This is a genomic window from Massilia cavernae (assembly GCF_003590855.1).
GTDB lineage: Bacteria > Pseudomonadota > Gammaproteobacteria > Burkholderiales > Burkholderiaceae_D > Telluria_A > Telluria_A cavernae.
The window spans coordinates 1-15,236 of the sequence record NZ_QYUP01000013.1; the positions used below are offsets into that span (position 1 = coordinate 1).

Here is a 15,236-nt window from a genome sequence, read left to right on the forward strand (position 1 = left end):
CCAGCACTGGTCCGGCCTGCAAAGCCTAATCATGATCGAATCGACGCGTGAAATTATTGGCAGAAACAGTAGCGGCAAAACCAGCGTCGAACGCCGATACTACATCAGCAGCCTGCCGGCCAAAGCGGCGCATCTCGCTCAGACCGTACGGGCACACTGGGGCATCGAAAACTGCATGCACTGGGTTCTGGACGTCGCATTTCGCGAGGACGATTGCCGTATCCGCGTAGGCGAAGCTGCGCAAAATTTCGCCATCCTGCGTCGAATTGCTCTCAACCTACTGAAAAACGAGAAGACCACGAAGCTCGGGATCGCCGGAAAACGCTTAAAGGCAGGCTGGAACACCGACTATCTCGCTAAAGTATTGGGCTTGGCAATCTGATCCTTCATGCAATCGCCCTGGCCCCCCAGCCCATGAATGGCGGGAGACCGTCAATAACGTGGGATTATGTCCCGAGGCCCGACACCCGGCGGAACGGGCCGATGCAGGTTTCCATCGATTCGTCGGCGCACATCAGGAACAGCGAGCCGGACGGATGGAAACGCACGAAATTGGTCGCCCTGGCGCCCACCCTCATCACCTGGCCGGAGCAGTCTTCCTTGCCGTTGTCCTTGACGACGGTGTCGACCAGCTTGTAGAAGCCCTTCTCGCTCGGCTCGGAGGGGATCTGGAATTCGCTCTCCGACACCTCGGCCGCGCTGGTGACGAGCGTGGTGCCGTCGCCGCGGAAGCGGTAGGTCTCGGAGCAGCTGCCGTCGGGCAGGGTCAGCTTCCAGATGCCGAGGATCGGATGGTTGGTAGCCGGCGGGGCGGCCAGCACGGGTGGAGCGGCGAGGGACAGGGACAGCAGCAGTCCGGTAAGCGGGCGCATGGCGAACTCCTTCACACTGGGTACAAGCAGTTAGACACAACTCCATGACCTCAGTTTGCACCATTTCGCGTTACCGCACCGCCGGGTTGGACAAGGGGCGCGGCAACGCAAAATGGCCGAATGTGCCACGCCTAAGCTGCCGCTCAGCCGTTCTCCGGCGCTGCCTTCGGCTTGGCTGGACGGCGGCTGCGCGAGGCTGTCTTGCGGGCTGGCTTCTTCGGCTTGGCTTCCTCGCCCACCGTTTCAGCTTCCAGCTCGGTCGGCGCGGACACGGCCGGGATCTCCACCTCGACAGGCGCTTCCACTACCTCGACAGCCTTGGACTTCTTCGCCGCCTTGCGCGAGCGCGCAGGGGCCAGCTTCTTCTTGGCCGGCGCCTTCGCCGCGACTCCAGGTTCGGCTTCCGCCACCACTTCCGGTTCCGGCGCCACTTCAACCGGTTCCGGCTCAGGAATGTACGGCATCTCGGCCACCGGCTCGAATACCGGCTCGGCCGCTGCTTCCTTCTTGCGTCCACGGCCGCCGCGGCGGCGCGATTCCTTGGCCGGCGCTTCGGCCACGGCTTCGTCGGTTTCCTGTACCGGGACCGGGGCGGCTTCCACTTGCGGCGCCGATGCCAAGGCTGGCGCGGCGTTGCTGCGGTACACATACGCGCCCGACTTTTCGTCGCGCCCGAATTCCAGCATGCCGCGGCTCTGCGCTTCCTCCAGCAGGTTGCCGAAGGTGCGGAAGCCGTAGTAGCTTTCGTTGAAGTCCGGACGGCGGCGCTTCAGGGTGTCCTTCAGCAGCGAGGCCCAGATCTTGCCGCTGTCGCCGCGCTCGGACACCAGCGCGTCGAACATCTCGACCACCAGGTCCAGCGCTTCCTTCTTGCGCCCTTCCATCTCTTCCTTGCGGCGGTTGCCCTCGTCCGACGGCGCCTTGCGGGCCGAAGGCTGCTGGGTCTTGCGCTCGTCGCGCTTGGCCGCGGCGCGGCGCACTTCGCGCACCAGGTCGTCGTAGAAGATGAATTCGTCGCAGTTCGCCACCAGCAGGTCGGAGGTCGACTGCTTGACGCCGACGCCGATCACCTTCTTGGCGTTCTCGCGCAGCTTCGACACCAGCGGCGAAAAGTCGGAGTCGCCCGAGATGATGACGAAGGTGTCGACGTGGGACTTGGTGTAGCAGAGGTCGAGCGCATCGACCACCAGGCGGATGTCGGCCGAGTTCTTGCCGGACTGGCGCACGTGGGGAATCTCGATCATCTCGAAATTCGCTTCGTGCATGGCGCTCTTGAAGCCCTTGTAGCGGTCCCAGTCGCAGTACGCCTTCTTGACCACGATGCTGCCTTTCAGGAGCAGGCGTTCGAGCACCGGGCGGATGTCGAACTTTTCGTAATTGGCGTCACGCACGCCGAGTGCGACGTTTTCGAAGTCGCAGAACACAGCCATGCTGATGTTGTCTGAGGATGAAGCCATATATATTCTTCTCGTTGATTGTCAGGGCATTGCAGCGGCGATTATACGCAACACTTACGGCACCCGCGTTTCGCGCATCGCACGCGCGATGAAGCGGTCGACGTCTTCCTGCAGCAGCAGGCCGTTGTCGCGCAGTGCGCGCGCCGACACAGCCACCGCCTTGGCGTATTCCGTGCGCGATGCGTAGCGTTGCGATATCGCGCGGCGCGGGTCGCCCGCCCGTTGCACAGCGGGCAGCGGAATGAAGGCGCCATTCGGGCCGCACAGCACCGCCGCAGTTGCGCGCCCCGTCCTGAGGTTCCAGCCGGTGTGGGTGGCCAGCGGCACGTCGATGTCGGGCAGGCGGATGCCGGCGATGTCGTGGCCGTCCATGTCCGTCATCGGCACATGCAGCGCGTAGCGGCCTTGCGCGCCCAAACCGTCCGGCCAGGCGACGCCCAGCGAACGCAGGTCGGGGAAGCCGGCCGATTCCCGGTCAGGGTTTGTGAGCATGGCGTCCGCCAGCATCGGGAAGCGGCTTGGTGGCGGCTCCCTGCCGCTGCGCGCCCATGCCACCAGGTGGTCGAGCATCGCGCGTACCACCGGCGACTGCTGCGCCGGATTGTTGGGATGCCGGCATTCGCCCGGCACCGGACGGTCGGCGTACACGTGCTGGGTCGAGGACATCAGGTAGGCACGCACGCCGGGCGGCAGCGGCACGTCGCGGCTGGTGCCGCCGGTCGCCACCAGCGAGGCGCCCGACTGCCAGAAATCGTTGCTGCTGTCGAGGTGGATCAGCTTCGGGCAGGTGCCGCTGGCGCTGCAGCGCGTCAGGATGCCCCAGCGCTTTCCGCTGGCCAGATCGGGCGCGGCGCCGTAGGTGAACGGGAAATCGCTGCCGCCGCCGGCCATCAGCGGCATGGCGCCATCGAACACCTTGCCGCCGCCCGGCGCCGCATTGAAGCCGTCGCGGATCAGCTGGCGCAGCCCATTGCCGCCCTCCCCCACGCCGATCGCCAGCGCCAGCTCCGGCTGCAGCTCGGCCCTGAGCAGCGCCATCACCTCGCTCAGCAGTGCGGGGCCGGCGATCCATGCTAGGGTATGCCCGCGCCGCATGGTGAAGCCGTTGCCGGCGCTGTCGGCGCGGTCGAGGCGCGCATCGCCATCGTTAAGCATGCGCGGCAGCAGCCGGCCTTCGGGGCCGATCACTTCGGCCAGCAGCACGCGCGAGCCCCTGGCCGCATCGAGCGGGCGCAGGATCACCACATCGGCCTTGCCGCCCGGCGTGTGCGCCACCGCGGTCATGGTTTCGTAGGCGCCGCCACCTTCGAAGGCGGTGCCGGCATAAGCGGGCGCGCGGGCCACGATATCCAGCCGCGCGGCCGGCGCGGTGGTGGTGGCGCAGGCGGCCAGCGCCAGCAGCGGGACGATTGCCGTCAACAGGCGGGCCAAACTCAAATCATTTACTCCTTCAGGTGCGGCAGCGTCAGCGCGTCGGGCACGCCGCCAAAAAACTGCTCGAGGCATTGAGCGAAGACCGGGTCGGCGCCCGGCACCGCCGCGAACAGTGTCATCGACGAATGGAACTTCATGTCGTCGGGGTAGCCGAATATCTCGTCCACGGCGTATGCGGAGGCGGCCAGCGCCAGCGCGCTGCACTCGCGCAGGCGGCTGCCGAGCACCGGATGGGCAAGGTAGGCGCAGGCCTCCTCCAGCGATGAAATGGCGTAGTGCTGGGCCATGCTGCTGCGCCCCAGTCCGGCAATCTGCGGAAAGATGAACCACATCCAGTGGCTGGTCTTGCGTCCGGTGCGAAGTTCGCCGAGCACCGCCCCGTACACTGGGTCCTGCGCGCGCTCGAAGCGCGCGAGATCGAATTGGTCGTCCATGCCTGCCTCCTTGCTGCACTAGCCTTGTACTACAGTCTATATCATGCACCAAAACAAACGGCCGGGGTATCGCCCCCCGGCCGCCATGCGTGAAGCAGTGCTTGTTACTTGTCGGTGACGGTGAACTCGCCGAACTGTTTCAGCTGTTCCGCTACCGCAGCGTTGTCGCCAACCACCACGACCGACTGCGCTTCAGGCGCGAAGTACTTCTTGCCCATGTCGCGCACCTGCTCAGGCGTGACCTTCTGGATCGCAGGGACGAATTTGCCGAGGAACTCGGACGGCAGGCCGATCAGCCAGTTGTTGGCGAGCGTTTGGGCGACGGCGCGCTGCAGCTGGTTGGTGATCAGGTAGCCGCCGGCGACGTAGCGCTTGTTCATGCTCATCTCGTCGGGCGGGACCAGGTCGGCGCCCAGCCTGCGGTATTCCTTCATGTACTCGGTCAGCGCCGCGCCGGTCACTTCGTTGCGCACGTCGGCGCCGCCGATGATGCCGCCGCCCTTGTACATGGTGCGCGCGCCGGCCGAGGCGCCGTAGGTGTAGCCCTTCTCTTCGCGCAGGTTGGTGTTGACCCGGCTCGAGAAGCCGCCGCCGATGATGGTGCTGGTCAGACGCAGCGGAACGTAGTCCGGCGACGTGGCTGGAATGCCGGGGGCGCCGAGGCGCACCGTCGACTGGACGCTGCCGTTACGCTGCAGCAGGACGCGCACCGGCTTGGCTTCCGCGCCATAAACCGGCACGTCGGCCACTGCCGGACCGTCGACCTTCCAGTCGCCAAAAGCGGCCTGGGCGAATTTCATCGCATCGGCTTCCGAAATGCGGCCGGTGATGACCAGCAGGCTGCGCTCCGGACGGAAGCGCTTCGCGTGCTCGGTGCGCAGCAGTTCCTCGGTGGTGGTGTTGATCGATTCAACCGTTTCGGTGGTGTTGCCGTAAGGATGATCGCCGTAGACCGCCTTGCTGATCGCACGCTCGGCGCGGAAGCGCGGGGTGGTCTCCTGCACTTTCAGCGTCTGCAGCGCATTGGCCTTGGCGAGTTCGACTTCCTTGGCAGGGAACGAAGGATTGCGCACGACTTCGGCCATCAGGTTCATCATCGGGCCGGCGCTGGAGGTCAGCGCGTTGGCGATCACGGTGATGCCGTCGACGCCAGGGCTGGCCGCCACCGAGCCGCCGTAGCCTTGCGCGGTTTCGGCGATCGCGCGCGAATCACGCTTGGCGGTGCCTTCGTTGAGCAGGCCGGCCAGCAACTTGGCGAAGCCCGGGTGGGCCTTGTCGTCGGCCGCCAGGCCGGAGCCGCGCACGGCCAGCACGTAGTCGACGCGCGGCACGCCCTTGCGCGGCACGACCCAAATTTCAAGCCCGTTCGAGAGCACCTTCTTGGCGATCTTCGGTGCCGGGATGGTCTTTTCCTGGCCGAACGGCGGCAAGGTGCTGGAGCCCTTCGTTTCGGCCGCGTGTACCGCCGGCGCGAACATCAGGGATACGGACACTGCAAGCATCAGTTTTTTCATTGATGCGCTCCTTATTGTTTGGCGCCGGCAGGCGCTGGCGCTGCGGCCGGGCCGGCGGCAGGCGCAGCGGCCGGCTTGATCATGGCGACCGGCTTGCGGTCGATGACGGTACGGTTTTCGCGGGTCAGGTAGTTCTTGGCCACGCGCTGCACGTCGGCGGAGGTAACGGCGTCGATCCAGCCAGGAATCTGGTTGACCACCTTGGCGTCGCCCCACAGGGTCTCCAGCTTGGCCAGCATGTCGGCGCGGTTGATGAAGCTTTCCAGTCCGTTGTTCCAGTCCGCCAGGATGCGGGTCTTGACGCGCTTGAGCGTCGCATCGTCGACGCCGTTGGCGACAACCTTGGCGATTTCCTCGTCCATTGCCTTGAGCATCGCATCGGCGTCGGTAGTAGGCTTGTACACGGCGAACACGGTGAACAGGGTCGGGCCGTCGTATTCGAAGGGACCGGTCAGTCCGTACAGGTTATCGACGTTCAGCGCCAGCTCGCGGCCCTTGACGATACCCTGGTAGAACAGCGATGCGTCGCCGCCTGCCAGCAGTTCGCCCAGCACCGCCATCGGGGCTTGATCCTTGCTGGCGCGGTCAGGCATCTTCCATGCGGCGGCGATCGCCGGCACCTGGGCCAGCGCATCGCTCTGCTCGATGCGCTTCTCGGCGGTGTTCAGGCCTTCCGAAAAGTCGCCCGACTTCGGGGTGGGACGCCTGGCGATATCGCCAAAATACTTCTTGGCCAGCGCGAAGCCCTGGGCCGGGGTCACGTCGCCGGCGATCGACAGCACCGCGTTGTTCGGGCCGTAGTAGTCGCGGTGGAAGTTGCGCACGTCTTCGAGGCTGGCGCCTTCCAGGTCCTGGAAGCTGCCGTAGCCGTCGTGGTTGTTCTCCCACTTCAGGAACGCGTGCTGACCGATGTCGATCCACATGAAGCCGCCGTAAGGCTGGTTCTTCACGTTGACGCGGATTTCTTCCTTGACGACGTCCTGCTGGTTCTTCAACGTGGTCTCGTTGAAGTCGAGGGTCTTCATGCGGTCGGCCTCGAGCCACAGGATGGCGTCGAGCGCGGAGACCGGTGCGGTCTCGATGTAGTTGGTGAAGTCGGCGCGGGTCGAACCGTTGTTGTTGCCGCCGCCGCCAGTGATGGTCTTGTCGAACACGCCCTTCGGCGCGGTCGGGGTGCCCTGGAACATCAGGTGCTCGAACAGGTGCGCAAAGCCGGTGCGGTTCTTCGGCTCGAGGCGCATGCCGACGTGGTACACGACGCTGACGCCGACGGTGGGCGAGCTGTGGTCCTCGGAGACGATGACGGTCAGGCCGTTATCGAGCTTCTTGACGTTGACCGGGAGCTTCCAGCGGTCGGAGGTGGCAGCGGCCGCGGACAGCGACAGCGTAAGTCCGGCCAGCAGGACCGGGATATGGCGTAAACGCATAGAAAACCTCAAAGTGACGTTTGGCGAGGAACTACCAGGTGCGCCGGCCAAACAAGGCCGCCGCGGCGAGGTATATTACCGTAGCGATTCGGCCAAGAATAGCTTTTTATCATCAAGGCATTCACGGCATACATATACATATACACAATGAAACCAGAGCACCTGCAACTGCTGTTGACGCGCGAAATGCCGTACGGGAAGTACAAGGGCCGCGTGATCGCCGACCTGCCGGGCCACTACCTTGGCTGGTTCGCGCGCGAGGGATTCCCGCGCGGCGAACTGGGCGAGCTGCTGGAACTGATGTACGAACTGGATCACAACGACCTGAAAGGCCTGCTCGATCCCTTGCGCGGACGCAGCAGGCCGCCGCGGGGAGGCGGGAGTTGATGGCGGCGTGCCGATGCGCCATACTCGGACATCGACACCAACATATGAAAAGAGCCGACACATGAACCGACCGCACCTGATGGCAGCAGTCTCCTTCGCGGTAGCGCTGGTGCTGTACCTGCTCGGTTTGGCGACCGACTACCTGGCCGGCTTCTTCCTGCTTGGGATGTTCTTCGAGGTTGTGGCGTGGAAGAACGTGATCGATGCCCGTCGCGCGAGGGCATCGGCCCGTCGCGAAAGCGCTAGCGCGCCACGCTGAGGCGCACCCCTTCGCGCTGCATGCGCTCGAATTCGGCCGCCGTGACGGCAGGGCTGAACAGGTAGCCCTGCAGCTGGTCGCACCCCAGGTCGCGCAGGAAAGCCATCTGCTCCTCGGTCTCCACCCCTTCGGCCACGATCTCCTGGCGCAGCTGCTGCGCCATGGTGACGATGGCGCGCGCGATGGCGCAGTCGTTTTCCTCGTGCGGCAGGCCGACCACGAAGGCGCGGTCGATCTTCAGCGTCGAGATCGGGAATTTCTTCAGGTAGGCCAGGCTTGAGTAGCCGGTGCCGAAATCGTCCAGCGCCAGGCCCATCGCCACCAGCTCGTTCATGATCGCCACCACGTTGTCGGCGCCGGCCACCAGCAGGCTCTCGGTAATTTCGAGCATGATCTGCTCGGGCACCACGCCATGGCGGTCGAGGACACCCAGGATGCGCGACGGCAGACGGCGGTCGAACTGGCGCGCCGACAGGTTGACCGCGACCGGGGGCATCGCCAGCCCCGCGCTGCGCCAGGAGCCGATCTGGCGGCCGGCTTCTTCGAGCACCCAGGAACCGATTTCGTGGATCAGGCCCGTTTCTTCGGCCAGCGGGATGAACACGCCGGGCGATATCATGCCGCGCTCGGGATGGCGCCAGCGGATCAACGCCTCGGCGCCGACGATGCGGCCGCTGCGCAGGCTGACCTTGGGCTGGTAGTGCAGCTCCAGCTGGCCGGAGGTAGCGGCGATGCGCAACTCGGTTTCAAGGCGCAGGTGCTCCTTGGCGCGTTCGTCCATCTGTTCGCGGTAGAACAGGAAGGAGCCGGCGCCGCTTTCCTGCGCCCTGGCCATGGCGACGTCGGCGCAGCGGATCAGGGCGGGCACGTCGGCGCCGTCTTCCGGATACACCGAGATGCCGATGCTGGCCGTGGCCTGCAGGTTCTGGCCGCCGATGACGAGCGGCGCCGCCAGCGCGTCGAACAGCTTGCGCGCCACGACGGCGCCCTGGTCGCGCCGGTCGATGTGCGGCAAGGCGACCGCGAACTTGCTGCCGTCGATGCGGGCAAGGATATCGGTGTCGCGCACCACGGAACGCAAGCGGCGCCCCGCTTCGCACAGCAGCTCGCCGGCCACGTCGTGCCCCAGCGTGTCGCTGATGGCGGCGATGCGGTGGATGTCGATGACCAGCAGCGCGCCATACTGCCCGCTGCGGCGCGCGGCCATCAGCGCCTGCCCCATCAGGTGGGTAAGCAGACTGCGGTTGGGCAATCCAGTCAGGGTGTCGTAGTTGGCCATGCGCTGCATGCGCGCCTCGGCGTCCTTGTGCAAGGTGATGTCGGAGAACAGCGAGAAGGTATGGGTGATGCTGCCTTCGCTATCGCGCACCGCGCTGATGGTGACCGATTGCGGGAACAGGTCGCCATTCTTGCGCTTGCCGACGATTTCGCCGCGCCACGGGCCGTGGCCGCGCATGGCGGCGCGCACCTTGGCGCGGAACTCGGCGTCGTGCACGCCGGAGCGCAGCAGGTTAGGCGTCTTGCCGATCGCTTCCACCGGAGTGTAGCCGGTGATGCGGGTGAATGCGCTGTTGATCGAGACGATGCGTTCGCTCGAATCGGTGATCAGGACGCCCTGGTCGCTGTCCTCGATGATGCGCGCGTGCAGGTGCACCTTGTCATTGTCGCTCAGCTCCTGGATGATTGGCGTGACATGCACAAGCATTCCGGCCGGTTCGCCGGCGGCGTCGTGCACCAGCGACAGCGACAGCCGCACCAGGATCACTTCGCCGTTCTTCTTGCGCCGCTTTACCTCGATCATGCCGCTGCCCGCATCGAGGAACAGTTCGGCGATCGCGGCGTCGTCGTCATCGTCCGCGTACAGGAACAGCACATGCTGGCCGATCGCCTCTTCGCGGCTGTAGCCGAACAGGACTTCCTCGGCGGCGTTCCAGCCGGTCAGGTAGCCGGCAAGGTCGAGCGCGATGGCCGGTTCCGTCGGGTCGTAGGGTTCGACGGGCGCCGCGCGCAACGCGGCTTCCGCGGCCCGAGCATCCAGGATGCCCAGCTGCGCTTCCAGTTCGTCGAGCGAACCGGCCAGCGCGTCGCCCTGCTCTCCACGCGCGCGCCGCAACAGGACCAGGCAGCGTTCGATCAGGTCGTCAGCCATGTGCTTTGCCCTGGTTTTCCTGCACCACTTCCAGCATCCATGTGGCGGCGTCGAGCACGGCGGCGTTGAAGTCCGCCGCCTCGAGCTGGAGGGTGGAGAGGCGTTCCGCGGCGCCGGCAAAGTCGCCCTGCTCCGCGCTTTCGACCAGCGCCAGCAAGGCACAGAGTTCGCCCTGGCGCGCCAGCAGCGCGGCGCGCACGGCGTCGCTGATGGCCAGCGGCGCCAGCACCTCGGCCAGCGGCATGCCGAACAAGACACCCAGCAGCGAAAACATTCTGGCCATGAAGCCCTGCTCCTGCGCGTTCTTGTCCATGCCGCGCGCACGCGCCAGCAGTTCGATGGCGCGGCTGGGAAAATGTTTCCCATAGTCAACATTTACGCAACCCTGCAGCGTCCGGCAACATTTCGTATTCGCCCATATACTGTTGTTTGCGAAAACACTAACAACGGGAGGTGGCGATGTTGCAAATGCGTAAAAGTGAAGAGCGCGGGGATGCCAATCACGGCTGGCTGCATTCGAAGCACACGTTCTCTTTCGGCAGCTACCAGGACCCGCGTCATACTGGTTTCGGCCCGCTGCTGGTGATCAACGAAGACCGCGTGGCCCCCGGCCAGGGCTTTGGCGAGCATGGCCACCGCGACATGGAAATCGTTTCCTACGTGCTGTCGGGCGCACTGGAGCACAAGGACAGCCTGGGCACCGGCTCGGTGCTGCACTATGGCGACGTGCAGCGCATGTCGGCCGGCAGCGGCGTGCGCCACAGCGAATACAACGGTTCCAGGAGCGAACCGGTGCATTTCCTGCAGATCTGGATCCAGCCCAACGTCACCAATATTCCTCCCAGCTACGAGGAAAAGCACTTCGCACCGGAAAGCAAGCGGGGCCAGTTGCGCCTGGTCGCGTCCGGCGACGGGCGCGACGGCTCGGTGAAGATCCACCAGGATGCGGCGCTGTACGCCACCATCATGGGCGGCGGCGACAGCCTGGTTCATCCGCTTGAGCGCGGCCGCACCGGCTACGTGCACGTTGTGCGCGGCCGGGTCATGGTCAACGGTAACGCCCTGAACGGCGGCGACGCCCTGAAACTGAGCGACGAGCCGGAGATTTCGCTGGCGGGCGCGGAAGAGGCTGAAATCCTGCTGTTCGACCTGCCCTACTAGCGCGCAGCGTGGTGTGGCGGCCCGGCCTGCGCGCCCCGGACCAGGCCGTCCCTTCCCAACGGCAGTGGCGGATTTCCGCTACACTTGCGGGTACAGCAACAGATTTTGAGAATCCCGTCATGCCTTCCATTCCCCATCCCGAAGAACTGCTGGACTACACCACGTCGTGCCTGCTGCCGACGCCGTGGGCGCAGTTCACCCTGCACGCGTTTGTAGAGCACTCGACCGGCAAGGAGCACCTTGCGATGACGCTGGGCGACATCCACGATGGCGAGCCGGTGCTGGCGCGCGTGCATTCGGAATGCCTGACCGGCGACGTACTGTTCTCGCAGCGCTGCGACTGCGGCGCCCAGCTCGAAGGCGCGCTGAAGAAGATCGCCGACGAAGGCCGCGGAATCCTGCTGTACCTGCGCCAGGAAGGCCGCGGCATCGGGCTGGTGAACAAGATCCGCGCCTACCGCCTGCAGGAAGCCGGTGCCGACACGGTCGAAGCCAACCTGCAGCTCGGTTTCCACGCCGACGCACGCAATTACGAGCTGTGCAAGCCGATGCTGGCCCAGTTCGGCATCAAGGCGCTCAAGCTGATGACCAACAACCCGCGCAAGATCGACGCCATGGAAAAGCTGGGCGTGACGGTGAGCGAGCGGGTGCCGCTGCTGGTGAACCGCAATGCCTTCAACAATGGCTACCTGAACACCAAGGAAAAAAAGCTGGGCCACATGATGCAGACGCCGGTCGAAGCAGTTGCCGAGGACGGTCAACTGTAAACGGCGTCGAAATGCGTTAAGCTGGCAACAAGAGAGCGCGACTCGCTTGATGTCGGAAGGAACGCATGAACCGGTTTTCCCTCGCATTTATGCTGTGCATGGCCGCCTCGCTGGCGGCGGCGCAGCAACAGGCGCCTGCCAAGGCGCAGCTGGCGCAAGCCGCCAGGAACCAGCCCCTGCCACGTCCTGAAACACCGCCCGGCGTGATTCCGCCCGCGGCGGTGCCTCCCGGCGCCACCCCGCCCGCCACCGAAGCCGAAACCGACGACAACGCCGCGCTGCCGCCGCCGTCGTCCGCGGCGCAACAGGTGTATTCGGCTGCCAAGGCAGATTTGCTGCAGATCCGCATGCTGCTCAAGAGCGGGCGCAGCCAGTCCACCGTGGGTTCGGGCTTTTTGGTCGGCAAATCCAACCTGGTGCTGACCAATTACCACGTGGTGTCGCAGCTGGCGCTCGACCCGGACATCTACACCGGCGAATACATCGACACCGACGGCAAGAGCGGCCCGATCGAACTGCTGGCGGTCGACGTACTGCACGACCTGGCGGTGGTGAGGGTCAACCGCTTCGGCACCGGGTTCTTCGAGATTCCCGAAAAGCTGGCAAAGCTGACGCAGGGCCAGTACCTGTACTCCTTGGGCAATCCGCTCGACCTAGGGTTTGCGATTTCGGAGGGTTCGTACAACGGCGTGGTGACGCGCAGCTTCTACGACCAGCTGATGTTCACCGGGCCGATCAACTCCGGCATGAGCGGCGGGCCAAGCGTGACCGCCGACGGCATGGTGGCCGGCGTCAACGTGTCGCGGCGGCGCGACGGGGAGCTGGTGAGCTTCCTGGTGCCGGTGCGCTACGCGCAGGAACTGCTGAAGAAAGTGGAAGCGCAGACCCGGGCGCCGAAGGACTTCAATCCGCTGATCGGTCAGCAGCTGCTGAACCACCAGCGCGGCATGATCGATCGCCTGCTGGACGAGCCCTTGTCGGTGCAAAGCATGGGGCCGTACCACGTGCCGGTGCGCGAGTCGGGCCAGGTGCGTTGCTGGGGGCGCTCGAACTTCAAGGCCGAGGCGACCTTCAACGCCGACACGATGGCATGCTCGATGGAGTCGGCCATCTTCGTGTCGGAGACCCAGCAGACGGGCCACGTGTCGATGATCCACCAGTACGTGCGGTCGGACAGCCTTGACCCGGCGCGGTTTGCGGCGCTGGCAACTACCTTGTTCAAGGCCGACAACCTTGGCAGCACCAAGGACGCGCGGCTGACGGCGCCCAGCTGCACCGAGAAATTCGTCACGACCAAGACGCTGCCGTTGCGCGCCGTGACCTGCGTGCGCGCCTACCGCAAGTTCGAGGGGCTGTACAACTTCACCCTGCTGACCGCGAGCACCGACGACGCCAGCGCCAGCCTGCAAAGCAGGCTCGATGTGACCGGCGTGTCCTACGAAAACGGCATGCGCACCACCCGCGCCTTCCTGTCGGCGCTGGGGCGGAGCGGAAAGCGATGAAAGCGCCCTACTTCATCGAAACCCTCGCGCGCAATGGCGATGTGCTGCACCGGCACCAGGTGAACGGACTACCGATCCGGCTGGGGCGCGGCTACGACAACGACTTCATCGTCGACGATGCACACATGGCGCCGCGGCATGCGGTGATCGAACCCGATAGCGAGGGGCGGCTGGAACTGCGCGACCTTGGGACGAAGAACGGCATCGTCCATCGCGGCAAGCGCCATGCGAGCATTATGCTGACCGGAGATACGGTCGTTCGGATGGGGCACACGACGCTGCGCTTACGCGGGGCGGATTTCCCGGTGCCGTCGGAAGTGATCGACCGAACCATGCATGCCTGGGAAGGCTTTGTGCCGGGACTGGCCGGCATGCTGCTGATCGGGCTCGCCGCGCTGTTCACTGTCTGGATTAACGACACGCAGTCGTTCCAGCCAAGCCGCTACCTGCAGGCGCTTGCCTATGCGGTAGCGGGCGGACTGGTTTGGGGCGGCATGTGGGCGTTTGCGAACCGGCTGTTCGGCAGGCACGCGCGGCTGGGGCGGCATTTGTTCGTGCTTGGCTGCGGGCTGGCGGCCATTACGCTGTACAAGGTCGTGTCGAGCATTATCGCGTATGCCTATTCGATGGAATGGCTGTCGCTTTATGGGTCGCATGTTTTTATCGCGGTGCTGGCGGGGACGATCTACTTCCACCTGCGCACAGTGAAGCCATACCAGCGGCGGCATTTCATGATCAGCTGCGCGGTGCTGGCGGTGCTGGGATCGGGACTCGTGCTGATCGCGAATTTCCAGCGCAGCGGGAAGGTGGCGGATCAGCTATACATGCCGCTGGTGCTGCCACCGGATGTGCGGGTAAGCCGGGATCATGGCGTGGACGAGTTCATGGATGATGTCGGGAAAATGAAGCAGGAGCTGGACGCGGAGCGGTTGAAGAAGGCCGAAGATGAGGGGGAGTGATGTTTGCTGACCCGCTGCTTTGCTGTTCTTCACAACTACTTCCCTGAGCGAATCACTCCGCATTTCTTGATTCAAAATCGGCGATAATCTTACGCCCGCGCGCAGTCTGAAGCTCGCCCGGGCTACGCTCGCAGTTTCGACAGTGTTGTCGTCGTAGATGTGAAGCGCAAGCCACTTGATATTCTTCGGCAAATCACAAAGATGTGCGTGACCGATGGTTCAGGCGCGCCCTTCTTGGCGTGGCGCACCCACACGCCATCCGAACCGTCGTGGTTCCGGGCGAGCCACTGCGCCCACCCGGCCTGCGTTGAGAAGTGCAGCGCCTCGCTGCTGCCGTCGTCCCTGGGCGCCATCGTCACGACCAGGCCGGTCCCTTCAGTTCGAGGGCGTTGCCCTCGGGGTCCTTCAGGTAGATCGACGGCCCTTCGCCCTCGGCGCCGTAGCGCGATTCGACCGGGCCGGCGCCAACACCGTAGGCGGCCAGTTGGGCGCGGATCGCGCCTTCGTCGAAGGGTTCGACCCGGAAGCATACGTGGTCTACGTTGCGCCCTTCCGGGCCCGGTGCGGCGCCGCCTTCGCGGCCCAACTTGCCATCGACCGGCACCAGGTCGACCAACGCACTGCCGGCGCGCAGTTGCACCAGCCCGATCTCGTCCTGGCGGCGTTCGATCGTGCAGCCGAGGACCTCGCAGTAGAAGCGGATCATGGCGTCCAGGTTCACCACGCGCAGCACCACGTGGTCGATTTCACGGATCTTGATCATGGCCGCCCTCAGTCCGCGTGGCGTTCGACCCACGCGGCGAACTCATCGACGAAGTTCTGCAGGAAGCCGCGCGTGCTGTCGTTGTTCAGCTGGTCGCCGTCGAACTGCTCTGCGATGTTGCCGACATACGCTTCCGGCTGCTGCATCGCGG

The 15,236-nt window shown here is 65.0% G+C and carries 17 protein-coding genes; 7 read left to right on the forward strand and 10 right to left on the reverse strand.

The window, feature by feature from the left end; genetic code table 11:
• Positions 1 to 382 (forward strand): ISAs1 family transposase (locus D3872_RS01495; RefSeq protein ID WP_119809140.1); only part of this gene is annotated, 382 nt, incomplete at its 5' end.
• Between the two features lie 64 nt (positions 383 to 446).
• On the opposite strand, the gene D3872_RS01500 is transcribed toward D3872_RS01495, so the two are convergent.
• From D3872_RS01500 to D3872_RS01525, 6 genes are all read right to left on the reverse strand, one after another.
• Positions 447 to 872, reverse strand: a complete 426-nt coding sequence (locus D3872_RS01500) for a hypothetical protein (protein ID WP_182915641.1) — start codon at positions 870 to 872, stop codon at positions 447 to 449.
• 143 nt (positions 873 to 1,015) lie between these two features.
• The gene (locus tag D3872_RS01505) at positions 1,016 to 2,329 is read right to left on the reverse strand and encodes an NYN domain-containing protein (RefSeq protein WP_119809141.1); all 1,314 of its coding nucleotides are present in this window, start codon (positions 2,327 to 2,329) and stop codon (positions 1,016 to 1,018) included.
• A 54-nt stretch (positions 2,330 to 2,383) separates the two neighbouring features.
• A complete protein-coding gene (locus tag D3872_RS01510) occupies positions 2,384 to 3,766 on the reverse strand; it encodes an alpha/beta hydrolase domain-containing protein (RefSeq protein WP_147373760.1) in 1,383 nt (460 codons plus the stop codon).
• Positions 3,767 to 3,771: 5 nt separating this feature from the next.
• On the reverse strand, positions 3,772 to 4,197 hold the full coding sequence (locus D3872_RS01515; RefSeq protein ID WP_119809143.1) for a DUF1810 domain-containing protein: 426 nt from the start codon (positions 4,195 to 4,197) through the stop codon (positions 3,772 to 3,774).
• 104 nt (positions 4,198 to 4,301) lie between these two features.
• A complete protein-coding gene (locus tag D3872_RS01520) occupies positions 4,302 to 5,711 on the reverse strand; it encodes a M16 family metallopeptidase (RefSeq protein WP_119809144.1) in 1,410 nt (469 codons plus the stop codon).
• 11 nt (positions 5,712 to 5,722) lie between these two features.
• The gene (locus D3872_RS01525) at positions 5,723 to 7,138 is read right to left on the reverse strand and encodes a M16 family metallopeptidase (protein ID WP_119809145.1); all 1,416 of its coding nucleotides are present in this window, start codon (positions 7,136 to 7,138) and stop codon (positions 5,723 to 5,725) included.
• 147 nt (positions 7,139 to 7,285) lie between these two features.
• Here D3872_RS01525 and D3872_RS01530 point away from each other — a divergent pair, with 147 nt between their 5' ends.
• Together D3872_RS01530 and D3872_RS01535 are read left to right on the forward strand one after the other, a co-directional pair.
• The gene (locus D3872_RS01530) at positions 7,286 to 7,525 is read left to right on the forward strand and encodes a DUF3820 family protein (protein ID WP_119809146.1); all 240 of its coding nucleotides are present in this window, start codon (positions 7,286 to 7,288) and stop codon (positions 7,523 to 7,525) included.
• Positions 7,526 to 7,586: 61 nt separating this feature from the next.
• Positions 7,587 to 7,784 (forward strand): hypothetical protein, encoded by a 198-nt coding sequence (locus tag D3872_RS01535; RefSeq protein WP_119809147.1) that lies wholly within the window; start codon positions 7,587 to 7,589, stop codon positions 7,782 to 7,784.
• Here the strand turns inward: D3872_RS01535 and D3872_RS01540 are convergent.
• A complete protein-coding gene (locus D3872_RS01540) occupies positions 7,768 to 9,933 on the reverse strand; it encodes a putative bifunctional diguanylate cyclase/phosphodiesterase (RefSeq protein ID WP_119809148.1) in 2,166 nt (721 codons plus the stop codon). The two genes, D3872_RS01535 and D3872_RS01540, sit on opposite strands and share 17 nt — an antisense overlap.
• A complete protein-coding gene (locus tag D3872_RS01545) occupies positions 9,926 to 10,246 on the reverse strand; it encodes a YuxH family protein (protein WP_119809149.1) in 321 nt (106 codons plus the stop codon). The genes D3872_RS01540 and D3872_RS01545 overlap by 8 nt, the downstream gene beginning before the upstream one ends.
• 146 nt (positions 10,247 to 10,392) lie before the next feature.
• On the opposite strand from D3872_RS01545, the gene D3872_RS01550 reads away from it, so the two are divergent.
• From D3872_RS01550 to D3872_RS01565, 4 genes are all read left to right on the forward strand, one after another.
• Complete coding sequence (locus D3872_RS01550; protein WP_119809150.1) at positions 10,393 to 11,094, forward strand: pirin family protein; 702 nt, start codon at positions 10,393 to 10,395, stop codon at positions 11,092 to 11,094.
• A 119-nt stretch (positions 11,095 to 11,213) separates the two neighbouring features.
• Positions 11,214 to 11,861: a GTP cyclohydrolase II gene (gene ribA, locus D3872_RS01555; protein WP_119809151.1), complete on the forward strand. Its 648-nt coding sequence runs from the start codon at positions 11,214 to 11,216 to the stop codon at positions 11,859 to 11,861.
• Positions 11,862 to 11,926: 65 nt separating this feature from the next.
• Entirely contained in the window at positions 11,927 to 13,363 is a 1,437-nt protein-coding gene (locus D3872_RS01560; protein ID WP_119809152.1) for a trypsin-like peptidase domain-containing protein, read from the forward strand.
• Positions 13,360 to 14,322 carry an FHA domain-containing protein gene (locus D3872_RS01565; RefSeq protein ID WP_119809153.1) on the forward strand — a complete coding sequence of 321 codons (963 nt, stop codon included), beginning with the start codon at positions 13,360 to 13,362 and terminating at the stop codon, positions 14,320 to 14,322. The genes D3872_RS01560 and D3872_RS01565 overlap by 4 nt, the downstream gene beginning before the upstream one ends.
• A gap of 122 nt (positions 14,323 to 14,444) precedes the next feature.
• Here the strand turns inward: D3872_RS01565 and D3872_RS27670 are convergent, their stop codons facing one another.
• Together D3872_RS27670 and D3872_RS01575 are read right to left on the reverse strand one after the other, a co-directional pair.
• The gene (locus tag D3872_RS27670; protein ID WP_119809154.1) at positions 14,445 to 14,675 is read right to left on the reverse strand and encodes a YdeI/OmpD-associated family protein; all 231 of its coding nucleotides are present in this window, start codon (positions 14,673 to 14,675) and stop codon (positions 14,445 to 14,447) included.
• A gap of 2 nt (positions 14,676 to 14,677) precedes the next feature.
• A complete protein-coding gene (locus tag D3872_RS01575) occupies positions 14,678 to 15,085 on the reverse strand; it encodes a VOC family protein (protein ID WP_119809155.1) in 408 nt (135 codons plus the stop codon).
• Between the last annotated feature and the right edge of the window lie 151 nt (positions 15,086 to 15,236).